Consider the following 18,070-nt stretch of genomic DNA (forward strand, 5'->3'; position numbering starts at 1 on the left):
AAGAAGCGCAGAAAGAGGGCGCAGCATGACCGTCGCCACCAGCCACCGCCACCGCAAGGTCGCCGAGTCGCGCCCCCCGCTCGCCCTCAAGCAGTCCCGGCTGCCCCGTTGGGCCCTGCCGGTCCTCGCCCTGGTCGCCGTCGCCGCCGGCTGCGGCGTAGGGCTGGCCGCCGGCCTGGACTCCGCCGTCCAGTGGGGCCTGATCGCCGCACTGGTCTTCATCCTCGGGACGTATCTGCTGACCGCGGTCGTCGAGGGCCGCCGCCAGGCCAAGGACCGGCTGGCCACCACCGTCGTGTGGACCGCCTTCCTGCTCGCCGTGGTCCCGCTCGCCTCGCTGCTGTGGGAGACCGTCGCCCGCGGCTCCAAGGTCCTGGACGGCTACTTCCTGTCCCACTCGATGGGCACGCTGCCCGACGCGATGCCCGGCGGCGGCGTCTACCACGCGATCATCGGCACCCTGGAGCAGGTCGGCCTGGCGACCCTGATCGCCGCCCCGCTCGGCCTGCTGACCGCGATCTACCTCGTCGAGTACGGCCGCGGCACGCTCGCCAAGGTCGTCACCTTCTTCGTCGACGTGATGACCGGCATCCCCTCGATCGTCGCCGGCCTGTTCGTCCTGTCCGTGTGGATCCTGATCCTCGGCTTCGGCCCGTCCGGCTTCGCCGGCTCGATGGCGCTGGCGATCCTGATGATGCCGGTCGTGGTCCGCTCCACCGAGGAGATGCTCAAGCTCGTCCCGAACGAGCTGCGCGAGGCGTCGTTGGCCCTCGGCGTCCCGAAGTGGCGCACGATCCTGAAGGTCGTCCTGCCCACCTCGATCGGCGGCATCACCACCGGCGTGGTGCTCGCCATCGCCCGCATCACCGGCGAGACCGCCCCGGTGCTGCTGCTGGTGTGGGGCGCCAAGACGATCAACAACAACCCCTTCGACGGCGCCCAGCAGTCCCTGCCGCTCTACGTCTTCCAGCAGTGGCAGCAGGGCTCCGACGCCTCCTACGACCGGGCCTGGGCCGCGGCACTCGTGCTGATCGCCTTCGTCATGGTCCTGAACCTGGTGGCCCGCGGCATCGCCCGCTGGAAGGCTCCCAAGGCCGGCCGCTGACCAGCCCCACCACGAAAGAAGCAGTGATTTCCATGGCCAAGCGAATCGACGTCAGCGGCCTGAACGCGTACTACGGTGCCCACAAGGCCATCGACGACATCTCCATGACCGTCGAGCCGCGCTCGGTGACCGCCTTCATCGGCCCCTCCGGCTGCGGCAAGTCGACCTTCCTGCGCACCCTGAACCGGATGCACGAGGTCACCCCCGGCGGCCGCGTCGAGGGCAAGGTGCTGCTGGACGACGAGAACCTCTACGGCTCCGGGGTCGACCCGGTCGCCGTCCGCCGCACCGTCGGCATGGTCTTCCAGCGCCCCAACCCGTTCCCCACGATGTCGATCTTCGACAACGTCGCGGCCGGCCTCCGGCTCAACGGCACGTACCGCAAGAGCGAGCTCAAGGACATCGTCGAGCGCTCCCTCAAGGGCGCCAACCTCTGGAACGAGGTCAAGGACCGCCTGAACAAGCCCGGCTCGGGCCTCTCCGGCGGCCAGCAGCAGCGGCTGTGCATCGCCCGCGCCATCGCGGTCGAGCCGCAGGTGCTGCTGATGGACGAGCCCTGCTCGGCGCTCGACCCGATCTCCACCCTCGCCATCGAGGACCTGATCGGCGAGCTGAAGGAGCGCTTCACGATCGTCATCGTGACGCACAACATGCAGCAGGCCGCCCGGGTCTCGGACCGCACGGCGTTCTTCAACCTGGCGGCCGTCGGCAAGCCCGGCAAGCTGATCGAGATCGACGAGACCGAGCGGATCTTCTCCAACCCGTCGGTCCAGGCCACGGAGGACTACATCTCCGGACGGTTCGGCTAGGCCGTCGTGCTCCCGGCGGCCTCCCCCGGTGTCCTGTGGTGCTGCATGGCGGTGCCACCACAGGACGAAGGGCCCGCCCCTCCTACCGGGGGGCGGGCCCTTTTGGTCGACGCGTACCGTCCGCGGGACGGCACCGCAATGTCAGCCGAACGCCAGCTTGATCAGCCAGAACGCCAGGGCGGCGACCAGCGCCGCGGCCGGCATGGTGATGAACCAGCCCATCACGATGTTCTTGGCCACGCCCCAGCGCACCGCACGCGAGCCCTTGGTCGAGCCGACGCCCATGATCGAGGCGGTGATGACGTGCGTGGTGGAGATCGGCGCGTGGAACATGAACGACGCCACGTACATCACCGAGGCGGACGTGGTCTCCGCGGCGAAGCCCTGCGGCGGGTCCAGCTCGATGATCCGCCGACCCAGCGTCCGCATGATCCGCCAGCCGCCCGCGTACGTACCGAGCGACATGGTGATCGCGCAGGCCAGCTTGACCCACAGCGGAATGGCGTCGTTGGCCTTCTCGACGTCGGCGATGACCAGGGCCATCACCACGATGCCCATGGTCTTCTGGGCGTCCTGGAGGCCGTGCCCGAGGGCCATGCCCGCCGCCGAGACGGTCTGCGCTATGCGGAAACCGCGCTTGGCCTTGTGCGGATTGGCCTTACGGAACAGCCAGAGGATCAGCACCATCACGAAGTAGCCGAGCACCAGGCCGATCACCGGCGAGATGAACATCGGCAGGACGACCTTCGAGATCACCCCGGACCAGATCACCGTCGTACCGCCGGCGAGCGCGGCACCGACCATGCCGCCGAACAGTGCGTGCGAGGACGACGACGGTAGGCCGAAGTACCAGGTGACGAGGTTCCAGACGACCGCACCGAGCAGCGCGGCGAAGAGGATGCCCATCCCCTTGTCACCGTGGGGAGTGGAGATCAGCCCTTCGCTGACCGTCTTGGCGACGCCGCTGCCCAGGAAGGCACCGGCCAGGTTCATCACGGCCGCCATCGCCAACGCGGCCCGCGGGGTCAGCGCCCGCGTCGACACCGAGGTCGCGATGGCGTTCGCGGAGTCGTGGAAGCCGTTGGTGTATGTGAAACCGAGCGCGACCGCAATGGTCACGACAAGCGCGAAGGTGTCCATGGCCGGGGCTCAGGACTCCTTGACCGCGATGGTCTCGACCGTGTTGGCGACATGCTCGAAAGCGTCCGCCGCCTCCTCCAGGATGTCCACGATCTGCTTGAGCTTGAGCACCTCGATGGCGTCGTACTTGCCGTTGAAGAGGTGGGCCAGCAGCTTGCGGTGGATCTGGTCGGCCTGGTTCTCCAGACGGTTGACCTCGATCCAGTACTCGGTGAGGTTCGACATCGTGCGGAGGTTCGGCATCGCCTCGGCGGTCAGCTCGGCCGCCCGCGCCAACACCTCGATCTGCTGCTCGACTCCCTTGGGGAGTTCCTCGACCTTGTAGAGGACGACCAGATCGACGGCCTCCTCCATGAAGTCCATGATGTCGTCGAGCGACGAGGCGAGGGCGTAGATGTCCTCGCGGTCGAACGGCGTGATGAACGAGGAGTTCAGCTGGTGGAAGATCGCGTGCGTCGCGTCGTCCCCCGCGTGCTCGGCCGCCCGCATGCGTTCGGCAATCTCAGCCCGTGCGGAGGCGTCCGCCCCGAGCATTTCCATCAGGAGTTTGGAGCCGGTGACGATGTTGTCCGCGGAAGCGGCGAACATGTCGTAGAAGCTCGTCTCCCTGGGGGTCAGACGAAAGCGCACGTGAAATCCTCGGGGTGCATCGGATTCGGTCGAGTTGATGCTAGGCGCATCATCCAGCCACAGCTAACCGGCATTCCTTCAGTGTCGCCCATCGGGCAGCATGCTCTGCACGGGGTACCGCGGGTGCCCGCAAACTTCGGTACGATATACCCGCCGGGGGTATACGGATCGCCTCATTACCACGGGAGATGGCCATGACGACCACGGACGCGGGCACCAGCGGCGGCACCGCAGCCGCCGCGGCCTGCCACGGCCCCCAGCCGGAATCCGACCCCCGCACCGGGCCCGGAGCTGTGACCGATACCGCTGTGGAAAATCCGGCGCCGGGCGGTCACGGCTACGCCAAGCAAAAGGACGCGCACATCAAGCGACTGCGCCGCATCGAGGGCCAGATCCGCGGTCTCCAGCGCATGCTCGAAGAAGACGTCTACTGCATCGACATACTCACTCAGGTCTCGGCGAGCACGAAGGGCCTGCAGTCCTTCGGCCTCCAACTGCTGGAGGAGCACCTGCGGCACTGCGTCGCCGACGCCGCCACCAAGGGACCGGACGCCATCGAGGCCAAGGTCCAGGAGGCGACCAAGGCGATCGAGCGGATGCTGCGGAGCTGACCGCCGCGGAGCCGGGCGCGTCAGGGCGTGTCCGGCGCCCCCCGGTCGGCCCCGTCCCGGCACGGGGCCCCGGCCACGTGCAGGAGTTCGTCGATCCGGTCGTTGCTGAGCCGGTCCTCGCTCGCGGCCGCCGCCGCGATCATCAACTCACCGGTGAGGTCGATCTCGGCCAGGGCCACCTGGTCCTGAACGGTCGGATGGCGATGGGCGGGCACGTCCGACACCTCCTCCCTTCGAGCGCCTTCCCACGCCTCGGTGGTTACCGTCAGCGTAGGGAGCACCGCCCGTCCCGCGCATGACACGGAAGGACCATTTCCGCTCCCGCCGACCGCCGAGGGCTCAGCCCACGAGGCCGCGGCCCCTGAGGCCCCCGAGGTCGCGGTCCACTAGGACGCGGTCCACGAGGCCCCGATCCACCACGCCGCCCGCTACGACGACGCCGAAGCGATCTTCCCGGTGAAGATGTCGCGCCGGTCCGGCAGCCGCACCGCGACCACGGTGCCGAACCCGTACAGCTCGGTCGTGGAGGTCACCGACGCCCCCGCCGGCGCACCATTGGCGAACCGGAACCGCTGGCGGACCTTGCGCAGCCGCCCGGCGTCGTCCAGGTACGCGTCGAACGGCACCACGACGGTGGTGAACCCTTTTTCCGCCGCCACCAACGCCGGCCTGGTCCGCGCCGACGCCCTCCCGGCGGCCGCGGCCAGATCGGTCGTCCCGCGGTAGTGCCGCACCACCACCCCGCCCAGCCGCTCCTCCCCCTGGAACGTCACCTCCCGCGCGCCGCGCAGCAGTTCGGCGGCGGCCAGCGGGTCGGTCACCCCGCCGGTGACCAGATTCCCGTCGGACAGCGTCGCGGTGTCCACCCGCACCCACTTGTCGACCGGCACCCCCGCCCCCCGGTTCTTCATGAACAGCGCGCCGGGCGCCAAAATCTCGGTGATCGGCTGGTGGCCGCCGCTGGGCTTGCCCTTCAGGTCCGGCAACACCACCCGCAGCTGACCGCTGGCGGCCGCGAAGTCATAGCCTCCGCCCCCCCGGATCGCCACCCGCGTCCCACCGCTGACCGTCTCCATCGCCGTCCGCACCTTGGCGGTGCCGGCCCGTACCAGCGCCTCGACGCTGCGCCGCAGCTCCACCGCGGCCGCCGTCCGCCCAGGCGGCACCTGGTCGTCCGCCGCGGCACCGTCCGGCGAACAGCCCGTCGTCGCCAGCAGCCCCGCCATCAATCCCGTCCCGCACGCCACGGCCGCGGCGACCGCGCCGCCTCGCCTGTCCTGTACCACCATGCGTACGAGCCCCCTCGGCCGCTGCGTTCGGGACCGCCTGGGCCGGCCGGTCCGCTCGGGACGGTCGGACGTCCCGCCCCCGGCCCGTCTGACGGTGCGTCGACCGATCCGTTCAACGACCGTTTCGGGGCCTCGTCACGCAACGGCACCCGGGGCGTGGCCCCGGCCGGGGCACTCCCGGCGTCCGCCCGCCGGACGGGAATTCGCCGGCAGGGGCTAGCGTGGCCGGGTGCCCGAACCCCTCCCGCACCACACCTTCACCACCGAGCGCGGTTCCTTCTGCCTGGCCCGCTGCGACTGCGGTTGGACCGGGATGGCCCGCCGCGCCCGCTCCCAGGCGCGGACCGATGCCGAGCGTCACCTGGCCGCTGCGCAGGGCAGCCACGGCGCCGCCCCCGGACGCCCCGTGGAATGACCCGGTCCGTTCCGGGAACCCACCACCCCCGGCGCCGCATCTGGGTAGTGAGGGACACAACAGCACCGCGCGGCAACAGACTTCACTCGCGTACCGGACGGAACGGCACAACGGGGACGTGTCCGGTCGCCCCCGCCCGGTGCGGTGTCCCGGCACACGCCCCGCGACCACCTGCCGGACGACCGGCGGGCCGGGGCCGGACCGTACGACAACCAAGGGGGATTCATCCCAGTGAAGCGGCGCACACTCCTGACGGCCGGCGGCGGACTCGCGGCCACCTCCCTCGCCCTGGCCACCGGCTGCGACGCCCCGGGCGGACCCGCCGCGGCGGCCTCCGGCAGCGGGACCACAGGCGCCATGAGCACCGCGGCCGCCGCCAAGAGCCCGGCCACCCAGACGGCCTGGTCCGCACTCGGCAAAAGCCTCGACGGCGACCTGATACGCGCGTCCGACGCCTCCTACCCCTCCGCCCGACGCCTCTACAACACCCGTTTCGACACCCTCAAGCCGTCCGCCATCGCCTACGTCAAGCACCCCGGCGACATAGCCGAATGCCTGACCTTCGCCCGCCGCTACAACGCCCCGATAGCCATCCGCAGCGGCGGCCACTCCTACGCCGGCTTCTCCAGCGGCGACGGCAAGCTCATCATCGACGTCTCGGCGCTCAACAAGGTCGGCGCGCCGTCCGGCGGCACCACCCGGATCGGTGCCGGCGCCAAACTCATCGACGTCTACGAGGGCCTGGCCCCGCACGGCGTCACGGTCCCCGGCGGCTCCTGCCCCACCGTCGGCATATCCGGCCTCACCCTCGGCGGCGGTCACGGCGTGGTCTCCCGCGCGTACGGCCTGACCTGCGACAGCCTGGTCGGCGCCACCGTCGTCACGGCCGACGGCAAGACCGTCGACTGCGACCAGGACCACCACCCCGACCTCTTCTGGGCCCTGCGCGGCGCCGGCAACGGCAACTTCGGAGTGGTCACCGAACTCCGCTTCCGCACCCACCCGGCACCCCGCGCGGTGATGGCGTACATGACCTGGCCGTGGTCGAAGGCCGCGGCGGTGCTGGGCTCCTGGCAGAAGTGGGGCCCGGACCAGCCCGACGAGATATGGTCCGCCGCCCACTTCGACGCCCGCCCCGGCGGCACCCCCGCCGTCTCCGTCGCGGCCTTCTCCCTCGGCGGCTACCGGGACCTCCAGAACGCCGTCGACAAGCTCGCCGACCAGCCCGGCGGCCCCGGCCCGGCCACCCACGTCAGCCTCACCCCGATCGGCTACCTGGACGCGATGGAGGCATACGCGGGCTGCTCGTCGAAGTCCACCGCCCAGTGCCACATGCCGGGCACCCTCCCCGGCCACACCGGTGCCGGGATGCTGGGCCGGGAGACCTACGCGGCCCGCTCGCACTTCTTCGACCGCTCACTGTCCGCGGCGGGCGTCCAGGCCCTGCTGACGCAGATCGAGAGCGGCGGCCGCAAGGGCGTCACCGGCAACGTCGCGCTGACCGCGCTGGGCGGTGCGATCAACCGCGTGGGCGCCGGCGACACCGCCTTCGTCCACCGCCGCTCCCGCTTCCTCGCCCAGTACCTGGCGTCCTGGCCGGCGGGGGGCACCTCCCAGGGCCGTCCAGGCACTGGGGGAGGCTCCGGCGCCACCAGCACCGCCTGGCTGAACAGCTTCCACGGCGCGATGCAGCGCCACTCCTCGGGCGCGGCGTACCAGAACTACACCGACCCCGGCCTGTCCGACTGGAAGTCCGCCTACTACGGGACGGCCGCCGCCCGCCTCGACAAGGTCAAGCAGAGCTACGACCCGCAGCGGCTGTTCAGCACCTTCGCCCAGTCCCTCTGACCCGCCCCGGACACCTACGGAACGCCGATGGCCCGGCCCCTCTTCCGTGAGGGGCCGGGCCATCGCCCTACGCTCCGTCAGACGCCCGGGCTCCGGGCGCCCGGACCGTCAGGCCGTATCGGGGGTGTCACGCCGCCAGGTCCTTGTCCCGCTCGTCCTGATGGCGCAGCGCCGGCTCCGCGGCCACCACCGGGCCGGGCTCCGCGCCCCGGCCGGCCGCCACCGGCTCCGTCGAGCGACCTCCGGCCCGGACCAGCCAGGCCAGCGGCGACCGTTCGACCGCCGTCATCATCGGCACCAGCACCGCCTGCGCGAGCGGTGCCAGCAGCAGTGCGACGGCCGTGCCGAGGGCGAACCCGCCGACCACGTCAGTCGGGTAGTGGACGCCCATGTAGACCCGGCAGAACCCTTCGAGCAGCGCCAGCCCGATCCCGATCAGACCGAAGCGGCGGTGCGCGATGAAGAGGCCGACGCCGACGGCCATGGTGAGCGTGGCGTGATCGCTGACGAACGAGAAGTCGCTCTTGCCGGGGATCAGCACCGTCAGGCCGGCGTGGTCCTTGAACGGCCGCGGCCGCTCGACGAATCCGCGGATCGGGATGTTGGCCAGCAGCGCCAACCCGGCGGCCAGCGGCGCCCAGACCAATCCGGCGATCGCGGCCGGCCTCTCCGGCCGGCGGCGGGCGGCCCACCAGGCGACCAGACACAGCACCCCAAGGGCGGCGATGATGCCGTACTCACCGAGGAACTCCATCGCGCGGTTCACCCACTGTGGAGCGTGCTTCGCGAGGCCGTTGATGCCGTCGAGCACGTCGACATCGGGGTTCGGCCCCTCGAATGCGAGTCCAGCCATCTACCGTGGCCCCTTATCTTCCGCGCGCCGTGCGAGCGCCGCCCAGTGCTACCAACCCCCGTTGCCGATCCGTGTGACCGTCGAGCCTGTACTGCCGCGAGCGTTGCCGTGTCCCCACGCCAAGGGAACGCGCCGCTCACCCCCGGCGTTCCACTCTCCACGGGATGATCACCAGGACGTTATCGAAGCTTGATGCGTCACCGCAGTTCAGGACTTATGTTCACCCGCCGTTCCCGGTGGGGAGCGCTTTCGCGCCATCCGACGTCACGCGGGTGGCGCCGATGTAGTCCGGCGTATCGATCTTGTCGAACCGGATCACCGCGCCGGTGTAGGGCGCATTGATCATGTATCCGCCGCCCACGTACATGCCCACGTGGTGGATGGACCGCGGGTCGTTCAGGTCGTACGCGAAGAACACCAGGTCGCCCGGGAGCAACTCGTTCCGCTTCGGGTGCGGGCCGGCGTTCCACTGGTCGTTCGCCACCCGCGGCAGTTCGATGCCCACCGACTGGTAGGCGGCCTTGGTCAACCCCGAGCAGTCGAACCGCCCGCCCTGGTCGGCCGTTCCGTTGCCGCCCCACAGATAGGGCGTGCCGAGCTTGCCCTGGGCGTAGTAGATGGCGCCCGCGGCCTGCCGGGAGGCCGCCACCGGGCCGACCGGGGCCTCGAAGCTCTTGGCCAGGGTCGTGATCGTCTTCACGTAGTTCTGCGTCTCGCTGTACGGCGGCACCCCGTTGTACTGGATGACCCGGTAGGCGCCGGCGTTGTAGGCGGCGAGCATGTTCGCGGTGGCGTTCCCCGCCGCGTCCTTCACGTAGCCGGCCAGTTCACAGTCGTACGAGGCGGCCGACGGAATGGCGTCCTCCGGATCCCAGATGTCCTTCTTGCCGTCGCCGTTGCCGTCGATGCCGTGGGTGGCCCACGTCCCCGGGATGAACTGCGCTATGCCGCGGGCGTCCGCCGGGCTCTGCGCATGCGCGTTCCAGCCACTCTCCTGATAGAGCTGCGCCGCCAACAGGGCCGGATTGATGGCCGGGCAGAGCGTCCCCCACTTCTGCACCAACGACTGGTACGCGGCCGGCACCGCACCCTTGGCCAGCCCGACCGCCCGGCCCGCGGCCCCCGCCAGCCCGGCCGCCGCCCCATACGTACCGATCACGAGCAGGCCGACCAGGCAGAGCATCAGCCCCACCCCGAGCCCACTGGCCATCCAGAATTTCCGCACCCCACAACCCTCCCCCATTCAGGCCCGGTTCACAGCCCTTTCGCCGGCCACCGCGCGCCCTGCCGCCGCACCACGGTGCACGGGCCGGCGCACGGGGCGCTTCGAACGGTGTGCGATTCGCGTCACATCCGCCCACCACCACGGACCCGCCGAACCACCCTCCCCGACCCGCCCCTTGGGACGCACCTCAGTAGACACCGCCCCACCCTCACCCCACTCCCCTCCCCACCCCACCCCGACAGTCATTGCTCAGCGTTATCCCCCGTGATACACACGGTGAGACAAAGGGCGGCGGCGGACGGCGGGCGGGGCCACCCACACGACACCCCCACCGGATCCGTCAAAGAAAGCCGCCAAGTCGACATCTGATGGCGTCTTCGTCAGCGAAGATGGAGACTGGATCCGTGCCGAACGGCACGGCCTGGCAACTACCCATAAAGGGGCGGTGAGTTCACACATGTTCATTGCGGCCGAAAAGGGCGACATCACCACCATCATCGGCGGAATCGCCCCGGACTGGGGACCGTTCGGCACACTGGGCAACGAGGCCCGCGTGATGGTGGAAGTCATCATGGCGGTAGCGATCCTGATCTGCCTCGGCATCGCCATCTGGGGCGCCGCCAAGCAGCGCATCGGCGCCACCGCACTCCGCGACACCTTCAGCGCCGAGCAGGGCAAGGGCCTGATCGTGGCCGGGCTCACCGGTGTCTTCATCATCGGTTCACTCGGCACCCTGTTCACCATCGTCTACGGCATGGCCGTCTAGCCGCCGCGCACCGGCGGCCCGACGGCCGGCCGCCGGACAGCCCGGGCCCCCCGACGGGACGGGCACCACCCTTCGCCCTGCCCGCCACCACCGGCCACCACACCGCGCACCTCGGCACGCACCCGTCCCGGCGCCGCCCCCCGTGCGCCCCCGCCCGACCCCCCTCCGCCGTCCCGTGCCCCCACATGTCCCACCCCCCTGCCCGAGGCCCCATGCTGACGCTCACTCACCCCGGACCGCGGGGCCCTGAGCCACGCCGTGACCACACCCGCCACCAGCGGGCCGATTGGGCTGCCCGTGTCGCGGGGACAGGTGGTTCCGGAGACAAGCAGGCCGCGGCGGGCGTTCGGCGGACGAAGGGCACAAACGCCCCAGAGTCCCCCATTCGCCTCTGCCGCCCAGCAACTGAGGAACCGTCACGGTGAGATGTACTCGTACCACTTCACCCGAGCCGCCGCCCGCGCAGCTACGGTCATATGAAGGCGGCACACCAACGGCACGGACGGCGAGGGCGGCAGCGGCGATGGCGGCAGAGGGGGCACAGGCGCGATGAGTATCGGCGACGACGGAGGCTACGGCGGCGACCGCGGCTCCGGTACGGGCCAGACCAGGACCAGACTTCCCGACGGCGAGACCGACACGTACGGCACACCCCGCCGCGGGCGGGCGGGCCTCTCCAGCCGCAACCTCATCACGGTCGTCGGCGTGGTCGTCCTGCTGCTCGCGGCCATCGCCTTCGCGAACCGGGGCGGCAGCGGCAACAGCGAGACCGACGCCGGCTCCACCGGCCCCGCCAAGGACCAGGCCGCGGCCCAACCGACCGCCCCCACCGGCACCAAGCCGGTCACCGGCAAGACCGGCGGCATCGCCTCCGGCTTCCCAAAGACGGAACAGGGGGCGCAGTCGGCTGCGGCGAATTATGTGGTGGCGCTGGGCAGCGACGGCATGTACAACGCCGCCCGACGGCAGGAGATCGTCCAGACCGTCTACGCGCCATCCGTGGCAGCGGCGCGCCAGGGCGAACTCGACAAGACCTATGCGAACCCCACCCATCTCAAGCAGTTCGGCCTCAAGCCGGACGGCACGGCGCCAGCGGGCATGACGTTCATCTCGCGTGCTAACCCGGTCGGCACGAAGACCGAATGGTTCAAGGGCGACACGGCCAAGGTCTCGGTCTGGTACTCGGCCCTCTTCGGCCTCGCCGGCGCGCAGTCCCAGAAGCCGGTCACGGAGAGTTGGTACACCACCACCTACGACCTTCAGTGGGCCAACGGGAACTGGAAGGTCGTCGACTTCGCGCAGAAGAACGGCCCCGCCCCGATCGGGCGCGACCAAGCCGTCGCGTCGGCCGACGATCTGACCAAGGCAGTGCAAGGCTACGGAGGTTTCACCTATGCCCGGTAAGCCCAAGCACCGCCGTGTGTTCTCGGTCGCCGCCGGGCTGGCGGGCGCGCAAACCCTTGTCCTGATGCTTGCGACACATGCCGTTGCTGCGCCACCGAACCCCTGCGCCGGCTTCAGCGGCCCCGCCTTGCAGGACTGCCAGCAGCAGAACCAGGGCGGAGGCGGCTCCCTCCCGAGCAACCCCCTCGACAACAACCCCCTGGACCCCCTCGGTTCGCTTGCGCAGGGTTGCGCCAAAGCTGCGGCCTGGATTGTCGATAAATTGTCGGAGGCGGTGAAGGCCACCTCGCAGGTGGACTTCACGAATGCGGCGTTCCTGCGGCAGTACGCGGTGGTCTTCGCCGCGTCCACCGTGCTCACGCTCGTGCTGTGGCTGCTGGCCGTCGCCAAGCGGGCCGTGCGGGGGGTGCGGCTGACGGAGGCGATCAGCGAGGCGGTCGGGTTCCTCTGGCTGACGGTGCTGGCGTCCGCGTTCACGCCGTTGATCCTCTACACGGTGGTGTCGGCGACCGACGGCGTCACCGAGATCATCGCGAAGGGGACGGGGGCGCAGACCGACACGTTCTTCGGGTCGTTCTCGCAGGCGTTGACCAAGGGGACGGACATCGGCGGCGGCCCGATCATGCTGATCGTGGTGTCGTTGGTGTCGGTGCTGGCCGCCGGTGTGCTGTGGCTGGAGCTGGTGATCCGGGCGGCGCTGCTGTACGTCGGGGCGCTGCTGGGGACCGTGGTGTACGCCGGGCTGGTCGACAAGAACATGTGGGGTCACGTCCGCCGCTGGGCGGGGATCATGATCGCGGTGATCATGGTGAAACCGGTGATCGTGATCGTGTTGGGGATCGCCGGTGCGCTGTCCGGGGACAAGGGGCCGAACGCCTTCTCGGCCGTGGTGTCCGGGTTGGCCATCATCGTCCTGGCGATCTTCGCGAGTGCGGTGATCTACCGGTTCGTGCCGGGCTTCGGCGACGAGATGGTCTCGGCGCGGTCCAGCAAGGGGCGGGCCACCGACGGCAGTCAGGCGGCCGCCATGATCTCCTCGCCCGCGGCGCTGGTGTCGCAGGGCATCAAGACGCACAGTTCCCGCCGGTCGGGCGGGGACGGCGGCGGCGCGCAGGGCGGGCAGTCCCGGCCGGCCGACGCGGTGTCCGGCGGGGTCGCCGCGCACGGCTCCCGTTCGGCGTCGACGGCGCCGGCCCCCCGGACGACCCCCGGCACCGGCGGCCCCCGCACCGGCAAGACACCTGGAGGTGAGGGGCGTTGAGCACGCCGTCCCAGCCGATCGCGCCGCGGCGCACGTACTTGATCGGCCGCGCCCGGCCCAACGCCGTCGTCGGCAAGAACCGGGAGACCGGCGAGATCACCCTGATCATCGCCGGTGCGTTCCTCGGGATGATGTGCGGGCTGCTGGTGCCCTCGCTGCCGCTGCGGATCGCCAGCCTGACCGGCTTCCCGATGCTGGGGCTGGCCCTGGTCTACGTCCCGTACAAGGGGCGCACGTACTACAAGTGGTTCGAGATCCGGCGGAGTTTCCGCCGTACCGTGCGCAAGGGTGGGGCGGTGTACCGCTCCGCGGCCGCGGAAGCCGGCGTACGGCTGGACGGGAGAGAAGTGGAGATCGGGCCGCCGCCCGGGATCGGGCGGATCAGTTGGCTGTCGGCGCCGTTCGGGCCGGACGAGATCGCGGTGCTGCTGCACGCCGATCGGCGGACGGTGACCGCGGCGATCGAGATCGAGGGGCCGGGCGTCGGCCTACGGGACAGCGAGGACCAGGAGGCCCTGGTCGACCGGTTCGGGACGCTGCTGAAGCATGTGGCCAACGGGGACGGGTTCGTGACCCGGTTGCAGATGCTGGCGCGGACGCTGCCCGCCGATCCGGACGCGCACGCCAAGGACGTCGCCCAGCGGGGGGACACCGACTCCCCGCACTGGTTGCGTGAGTCCTACGAACAGTTGCAGTCGATGGTGTCCACCTCGTCCGAGCAGCACCGGGCCTATCTGGTGGCCTGTATGCACTTCAACCGGGAGTTGGCCGCCGAGGCGGTCACCATGGCCCGGGCCGCGGCCACCCAGCGCAGCGGTCTGCTGCGCCGGAAGCTGGACCGGGACGCCGGGCTGGCGGTGGTGATGGCCCGTGAGCTGACGGACATCTGCGCCCGGTTGACGGAGGCGGACATCCGGGTGCGCCAGCCCCTCGGGCAGGCGCGCCTGGCGTCCCTGGTGCACTCCATGTACGACCCGGACCATCCGATCGACCACATCCAGGCGATGAGCAAGCGCAACACCTGGCCGGCCGAGCTGGACGCGACCGAGCCGACGTACCTCCAGGCCAAGACCCGGGAGTCGTCGACGCGGGCGCCCTGGTGTCACGCCACCGCCTGGGTCAAGGAGTGGCCGCTGACCCCGGTGGGCGTCAACTTCCTGGCGCCGCTGCTCGTCCACACTCCGGACGTGATCCGGACGGTCGCGGTCTGCATGGACCTGGAGCCCACCGAGGTGGCCATCGAGCGGATGCTGACGGAGAAGACCAACGACGACGCCGAGGCGAGCCGGGCGGCGAAGATGAACCGGGTGGTGGACCCGCGGGACGTGGCGCACCACGGGCGGGTGGACCAGCGGGGCGAGGATCTGGCGTCCGGTGCGGCCGGGGTCAACCTCGTCGGCTACCTCACCGTCTCGTCCCGTTCGCCCGAGGCGCTGGCCCGCGACAAGCGGACCATCCGCGCTTCGGCCGGAAAGTCCTACCTCAAGCTGGAGTGGTGCGACCGTGAGCACCACCGGGCCTTCGTGAACACCCTGCCGTTCGCGACCGGTATCCGCCGTTAACGCCGCCAACGCCACTTAAGCCCTGGGAGGCGCGTACGCCATGGCCATGTTCGATCCGCTCGGTGCCCTCACCGAAGCCTTCACCAGCTTCCTGTTCGGGAAGGTGGAGACGACACGGCTGCCGGTACGCACCTCCACCGGCCAGGCGCAGGCGGTCTACCTGCCGACGGCGGCGCCCGGGCTCGGCGACTCGGGCGTGATCATCGGACGCGAGGTGTACTCCGGCAAGGGGTACATCTACGACCCGTTCCAGCTGTACGGGCAGCAGCTGCCGGCGCCGCACTGGCTGGTGCTCGGGGAGTCCGGCAACGGCAAGTCCGCGCTGGAGAAGACCTACGTGCTGCGGCAACTGCGGTTCCGCGACCGGCAGGTCGTGGTGTTGGACGCGCAGGGCGAGGACGGCGTCGGCGAGTGGAACCTCATCGCCCAGGAGCTGGGGATAACCCCCATCCGCCTGGACCCGACCGCCGCCCTCAACGGCGGCATCCGCCTCAACCCGCTCGACCCCTCGATCACCACCACCGGCCAGCTGGCCCTGCTGCGGACGATCATCGAGGTCGCCATGGGGCACGGTCTGGACGAACGTTCCGGCTTCGCCTTGAAGGTCGCGCACGCGGCGGTGCTCAGCGGACACGAGGACGAGGCGGACGGGGCTGACGGGGCGGAGAGGGCGCCCCGCGCCGTCCGGCAGCCGGTGCTCTCCGACATCGTCGAGCAGTTGCGGCACCCCGAACCGTCGTCCGCGGAGGCGATGAACGTCGACATAGACGACGTCCGCGCCTGGGGCCTGGACGTGGCGCTGGTGCTGGACCGGTTGGTCGACGGTGACCTGCGGGGCATGTTCGACGGCCCGACGACGGCGGGCATCGACCTGGACGCGCCGCTGATCGTCTTCGACCTCTCGCACATCGACCGGAACTCGATCGCGATGCCGATCCTGATGGCGATCGTGGGGGTGTGGCTGGAGCACACCTGGATCCGCCCGGACCGCAAGAAGCGGATCTTCCTGGTCGAGGAAGCCTGGCACATCATCAACTCGCCGTTCGTGGCCCAGCTCTTCCAGCGCCTGCTGAAGTTCGGCCGCCGGCTGGGTCTGTCGTTCGTGGCCGTCGTCCACCACCTCAGCGATGTGGTGGACGGGGCGGCGGCGCGGGAGGCCGCGGCGATCCTCAAGATGGCGTCCACCCGCACCATCTACGCCCAGAAGGCCGACGAGGCGCGGGCCACCGGGCGGGTGCTCGGACTGCCGCGCTGGGCGGTGGAGATCATTCCGACCCTGACCCCCGGCATCGCGGTCTGGGACGTCAACGGCAATGTGCAGGTCGTCAAGCACCTCATCACCGAGGCCGAGCGGCCGCTGGTCTACACCGACCGGGCGATGACCGAGTCGGCCCCGCTGCCGACCGACGAGGCCCGCGCGCTGGCGCTGGCCGCGGACGCCGAGGCGGAGGCGCGCGCCGAGGCCATCGCGATGGAACGGCAGTTGCGGAACGAGTCGAGCGAGACGGTGGCGTGAGGCGCGGATACGACGCGGACGGCCGGGGCGACGGTCGTGGCTACGACAGCCGTGGCTACGACGGTCATGGCGCCGACGGCCGCTACGACCGCGGGGACGGCCGGGGCGACGGCCGTTCCAGGAACCGCGGTGTGCCCGACACGCTGCTGGTGGGGCTGATCGGTTTCCTGCTCGGGCTGACCCTGGTGGTGTGGACGGCGACCGGCCTGGCCGGGCTGTTCGCGCACGGCGGCTGGCCGTCGGGGGTGACGTACACCGGTACGCCGATCGCGCTGCGGCACCTGATCGCCGCGCCGCACGACATCGCGGCGGCCTGGCCGGACACCCCCAAGGGCCAGCTGTCGGGTTACGGCCTGTTCTGGGGGCTGTTCGTCGGTGAGCTGATGGTGCTGCTGGTGCTGGCGATCTTCGTGCTGGGGACGGTCACCCGGTACCGGGCCGTCCGGGCGACGCAGCGGGCCCAGCAGCGGGCGCAGGCCGCACGGGGGCGGCACACCGAGCCGGTCGTGCCCGCGGGGGCGGAGACGGCCGTACCGGCCGCTCCACAGCCCCCGGCGGCCCCGGCGGCCCCGGCGCCCGCCGTCCCACAGGTGCCGGCCGCGGCCTCGGAGCCACCCCCGGCCCCCGGCCCGCTCCCCGAGCAGCGCAGCACCGCCCCGGCCCCCGCGCCCGCCCCGGTCGCCACACCGGAACCGACGCTGCCGCGCGTCGAGTTCGGCAGCGACCGGGCCGTCCTCCGGGCCGCGGCGCTGGCCGCCGCCGCTTCCGCCGCCGGGCCGCTGGTCGTCGCCACCACCGACCCCACCCTCTGGGCCGAGACCAAGGACGCCCGCGCCAAACTGGGCCCGCTGCTGGCCTACGACCCCACGCACCGCCTCGACACCCCGGCCCGGCTGCGCTGGTCGCCCACCGCGGGCTGCGAGGAGATCGGCACCGCCGCCGCCCGCGCCACCGCGCTGCTGGCCCCGGTCCGCCCGGCCAGCGCCCTGGACTCGGCCGTCGCGGACGCCGCGCAGACCCTGCTGCGCTGCTGGCTGCACGCCGCCGCGCTGGACGGCCGCCCGTTCCGTCAGCTGCACCGCTGGGCGCACGCCGCGGGCGGCGCCCAGGAGCCGGTCCGCATCCTGCGCACCAACGCCAAGGCGTCCCCTGGGCAGGCCGGCGAACTGGAATCGGTACTCACCGCGCACGCCGAACGCCGCGAGATGGCAAAGGAGTTGCTCGGCCGGGCGCTGGCCGCGCTCTCCTCGGTCCACATCCGCGACGCCAGCAATCCGCTGCGATCGGATGCGCTGGTTCTCGAATCTTTCGTCGCCGAGGGGGGAACGCTGTACCTGGTGGGCGAGTCCATCGAGGACCCGCGCACCGATCCGGGTGCGATGCCGCTGATCACCGCACTCCTCTCGCACGTGGTCGAGCACGGCCGCCGCATGGCCGAACGGTCATCCGCCGGTCGGCTCGACCCACCACTCACCCTGGTCCTGGACGACATCGCGGCGCTCGCCCCGCTGCCCGCCCTGCCGGGCCTGCTGGAGACCGGCCGGGAGCGTGGCCTGCTGACGCTGGCCACCATGCGCTCCCGGGAGCAGGCCCGGGCCCGTTGGCCGCAGGGCTTCGCGCCGGCCTGACGCACCCC

The 18,070-nt window shown here is 71.0% G+C and carries 17 protein-coding genes; 11 read left to right on the forward strand and 6 right to left on the reverse strand.

Annotation, left to right across the window (positions count from 1 at the left end; all coding sequences use genetic code 11):
• Positions 1-25 precede the first annotated feature (25 nt).
• Positions 26-1,105: a phosphate ABC transporter permease PstA gene (gene pstA / locus ACO0M4_RS40420; RefSeq protein WP_430376269.1), complete on the forward strand. Its 1,080-nt coding sequence runs from the start codon at positions 26-28 to the stop codon at positions 1,103-1,105.
• Between the two features lie 32 nt (positions 1,106-1,137).
• Complete coding sequence (pstB, locus tag ACO0M4_RS40425; protein ID WP_430376270.1) at positions 1,138-1,914, forward strand: phosphate ABC transporter ATP-binding protein PstB; 777 nt, start codon at positions 1,138-1,140, stop codon at positions 1,912-1,914.
• A gap of 141 nt (positions 1,915-2,055) precedes the next feature.
• Here the strand turns inward: pstB and ACO0M4_RS40430 are convergent, their stop codons facing one another.
• Together ACO0M4_RS40430 and ACO0M4_RS40435 are read right to left on the reverse strand one after the other, a co-directional pair.
• Positions 2,056-3,054 carry an inorganic phosphate transporter gene (locus ACO0M4_RS40430; RefSeq protein WP_430376271.1) on the reverse strand — a complete coding sequence of 333 codons (999 nt, stop codon included), beginning with the start codon at positions 3,052-3,054 and terminating at the stop codon, positions 2,056-2,058.
• A 9-nt stretch (positions 3,055-3,063) separates the two neighbouring features.
• Positions 3,064-3,684: a DUF47 domain-containing protein gene (locus tag ACO0M4_RS40435; protein WP_100606098.1), complete on the reverse strand. Its 621-nt coding sequence runs from the start codon at positions 3,682-3,684 to the stop codon at positions 3,064-3,066.
• A 194-nt stretch (positions 3,685-3,878) separates the two neighbouring features.
• Here ACO0M4_RS40435 and ACO0M4_RS40440 point away from each other — a divergent pair, with 194 nt between their 5' ends.
• Positions 3,879-4,295, forward strand: a complete 417-nt coding sequence (locus tag ACO0M4_RS40440; RefSeq protein WP_430376272.1) for a metal-sensitive transcriptional regulator — start codon at positions 3,879-3,881, stop codon at positions 4,293-4,295.
• 20 nt (positions 4,296-4,315) lie between these two features.
• Here ACO0M4_RS40440 and ACO0M4_RS40445 read toward each other — a convergent pair whose 3' ends face one another.
• Positions 4,316-4,519, reverse strand: a complete 204-nt coding sequence (locus tag ACO0M4_RS40445) for a hypothetical protein (RefSeq protein WP_430376273.1) — start codon at positions 4,517-4,519, stop codon at positions 4,316-4,318.
• A gap of 204 nt (positions 4,520-4,723) precedes the next feature.
• Positions 4,724-5,584 (reverse strand): hypothetical protein, encoded by an 861-nt coding sequence (locus tag ACO0M4_RS40450; protein ID WP_430376274.1) that lies wholly within the window; start codon positions 5,582-5,584, stop codon positions 4,724-4,726.
• Positions 5,585-5,813: 229 nt separating this feature from the next.
• Between ACO0M4_RS40450 and ACO0M4_RS40455 the strand changes: the two genes are divergently transcribed.
• Positions 5,814-5,999: a hypothetical protein gene (locus ACO0M4_RS40455; RefSeq protein WP_430376275.1), complete on the forward strand. Its 186-nt coding sequence runs from the start codon at positions 5,814-5,816 to the stop codon at positions 5,997-5,999.
• A gap of 231 nt (positions 6,000-6,230) precedes the next feature.
• Entirely contained in the window at positions 6,231-7,847 is a 1,617-nt protein-coding gene (locus tag ACO0M4_RS40460; RefSeq protein WP_430376276.1) for an FAD-binding oxidoreductase, read from the forward strand.
• Between the two features lie 127 nt (positions 7,848-7,974).
• Here ACO0M4_RS40460 and ACO0M4_RS40465 read toward each other — a convergent pair whose 3' ends face one another.
• Both ACO0M4_RS40465 and ACO0M4_RS40470 read right to left on the reverse strand, forming a co-directional pair.
• Complete coding sequence (locus ACO0M4_RS40465) at positions 7,975-8,700, reverse strand: phosphatase PAP2 family protein (RefSeq protein ID WP_430376277.1); 726 nt, start codon at positions 8,698-8,700, stop codon at positions 7,975-7,977.
• Between the two features lie 220 nt (positions 8,701-8,920).
• Positions 8,921-9,910, reverse strand: a complete 990-nt coding sequence (locus ACO0M4_RS40470; RefSeq protein ID WP_430376278.1) for an NlpC/P60 family protein — start codon at positions 9,908-9,910, stop codon at positions 8,921-8,923.
• A gap of 472 nt (positions 9,911-10,382) precedes the next feature.
• Here ACO0M4_RS40470 and ACO0M4_RS40475 point away from each other — a divergent pair, with 472 nt between their 5' ends.
• The 6 genes from ACO0M4_RS40475 to ACO0M4_RS40500 all read left to right on the forward strand — a co-directional run bounded on the left by ACO0M4_RS40475 (position 10,383) and on the right by ACO0M4_RS40500 (position 18,062).
• Positions 10,383-10,691: a hypothetical protein gene (locus ACO0M4_RS40475; RefSeq protein ID WP_430376382.1), complete on the forward strand. Its 309-nt coding sequence runs from the start codon at positions 10,383-10,385 to the stop codon at positions 10,689-10,691.
• A 549-nt stretch (positions 10,692-11,240) separates the two neighbouring features.
• Complete coding sequence (locus ACO0M4_RS40480; RefSeq protein WP_430376279.1) at positions 11,241-12,095, forward strand: hypothetical protein; 855 nt, start codon at positions 11,241-11,243, stop codon at positions 12,093-12,095.
• Positions 12,085-13,356 (forward strand): hypothetical protein, encoded by a 1,272-nt coding sequence (locus ACO0M4_RS40485; protein ID WP_430376280.1) that lies wholly within the window; start codon positions 12,085-12,087, stop codon positions 13,354-13,356. The genes ACO0M4_RS40480 and ACO0M4_RS40485 overlap by 11 nt, the downstream gene beginning before the upstream one ends.
• Positions 13,353-14,918 (forward strand): SCO6880 family protein, encoded by a 1,566-nt coding sequence (locus tag ACO0M4_RS40490; protein WP_430376281.1) that lies wholly within the window; start codon positions 13,353-13,355, stop codon positions 14,916-14,918. The genes ACO0M4_RS40485 and ACO0M4_RS40490 overlap by 4 nt, the downstream gene beginning before the upstream one ends.
• Before the next feature lie 46 nt (positions 14,919-14,964).
• Positions 14,965-16,434 (forward strand): ATP-binding protein, encoded by a 1,470-nt coding sequence (locus ACO0M4_RS40495; protein WP_430376384.1) that lies wholly within the window; start codon positions 14,965-14,967, stop codon positions 16,432-16,434.
• Positions 16,431-18,062: a type VI secretion protein gene (locus tag ACO0M4_RS40500; RefSeq protein WP_430376282.1), complete on the forward strand. Its 1,632-nt coding sequence runs from the start codon at positions 16,431-16,433 to the stop codon at positions 18,060-18,062. Before ACO0M4_RS40495 ends, ACO0M4_RS40500 begins: the two co-directional genes overlap by 4 nt.
• Positions 18,063-18,070 lie beyond the last annotated feature (8 nt).

This window comes from Streptomyces sp. RGM 3693 (assembly GCF_050471125.1).
Taxonomy (GTDB): Bacteria; Actinomycetota; Actinomycetes; order Streptomycetales; family Streptomycetaceae; genus Streptomyces.

Excerpts from the sequence above, each read along its gene's own strand:
- ACO0M4_RS40465 (WP_430376277.1), bottom strand. The coding sequence starts at position 8,700 with ATGGCTGGACTCGCATTCGAGGGGCCGAACCCCGATGTCGACGTGCTC.
- ACO0M4_RS40480 (WP_430376279.1), top strand. The coding sequence starts at position 11,241 with ATGAGTATCGGCGACGACGGAGGCTACGGCGGCGACCGCGGCTCCGGT.
- ACO0M4_RS40485 (WP_430376280.1), top strand. The coding sequence starts at position 12,085 with ATGCCCGGTAAGCCCAAGCACCGCCGTGTGTTCTCGGTCGCCGCCGGG.
- ACO0M4_RS40440 (WP_430376272.1), top strand. The coding sequence starts at position 3,879 with ATGACGACCACGGACGCGGGCACCAGCGGCGGCACCGCAGCCGCCGCG.
- ACO0M4_RS40470 (WP_430376278.1), bottom strand. The coding sequence starts at position 9,910 with ATGGCCAGTGGGCTCGGGGTGGGGCTGATGCTCTGCCTGGTCGGCCTG.
- ACO0M4_RS40450 (WP_430376274.1), bottom strand. The coding sequence starts at position 5,584 with ATGGTGGTACAGGACAGGCGAGGCGGCGCGGTCGCCGCGGCCGTGGCG.
- pstB (WP_430376270.1), top strand. The coding sequence starts at position 1,138 with ATGGCCAAGCGAATCGACGTCAGCGGCCTGAACGCGTACTACGGTGCC.
- ACO0M4_RS40475 (WP_430376382.1), top strand. The coding sequence starts at position 10,383 with ATGTTCATTGCGGCCGAAAAGGGCGACATCACCACCATCATCGGCGGA.
- pstA (WP_430376269.1), top strand. The coding sequence starts at position 26 with ATGACCGTCGCCACCAGCCACCGCCACCGCAAGGTCGCCGAGTCGCGC.
- ACO0M4_RS40430 (WP_430376271.1), bottom strand. The coding sequence starts at position 3,054 with ATGGACACCTTCGCGCTTGTCGTGACCATTGCGGTCGCGCTCGGTTTC.
- ACO0M4_RS40495 (WP_430376384.1), top strand. The coding sequence starts at position 14,965 with ATGTTCGATCCGCTCGGTGCCCTCACCGAAGCCTTCACCAGCTTCCTG.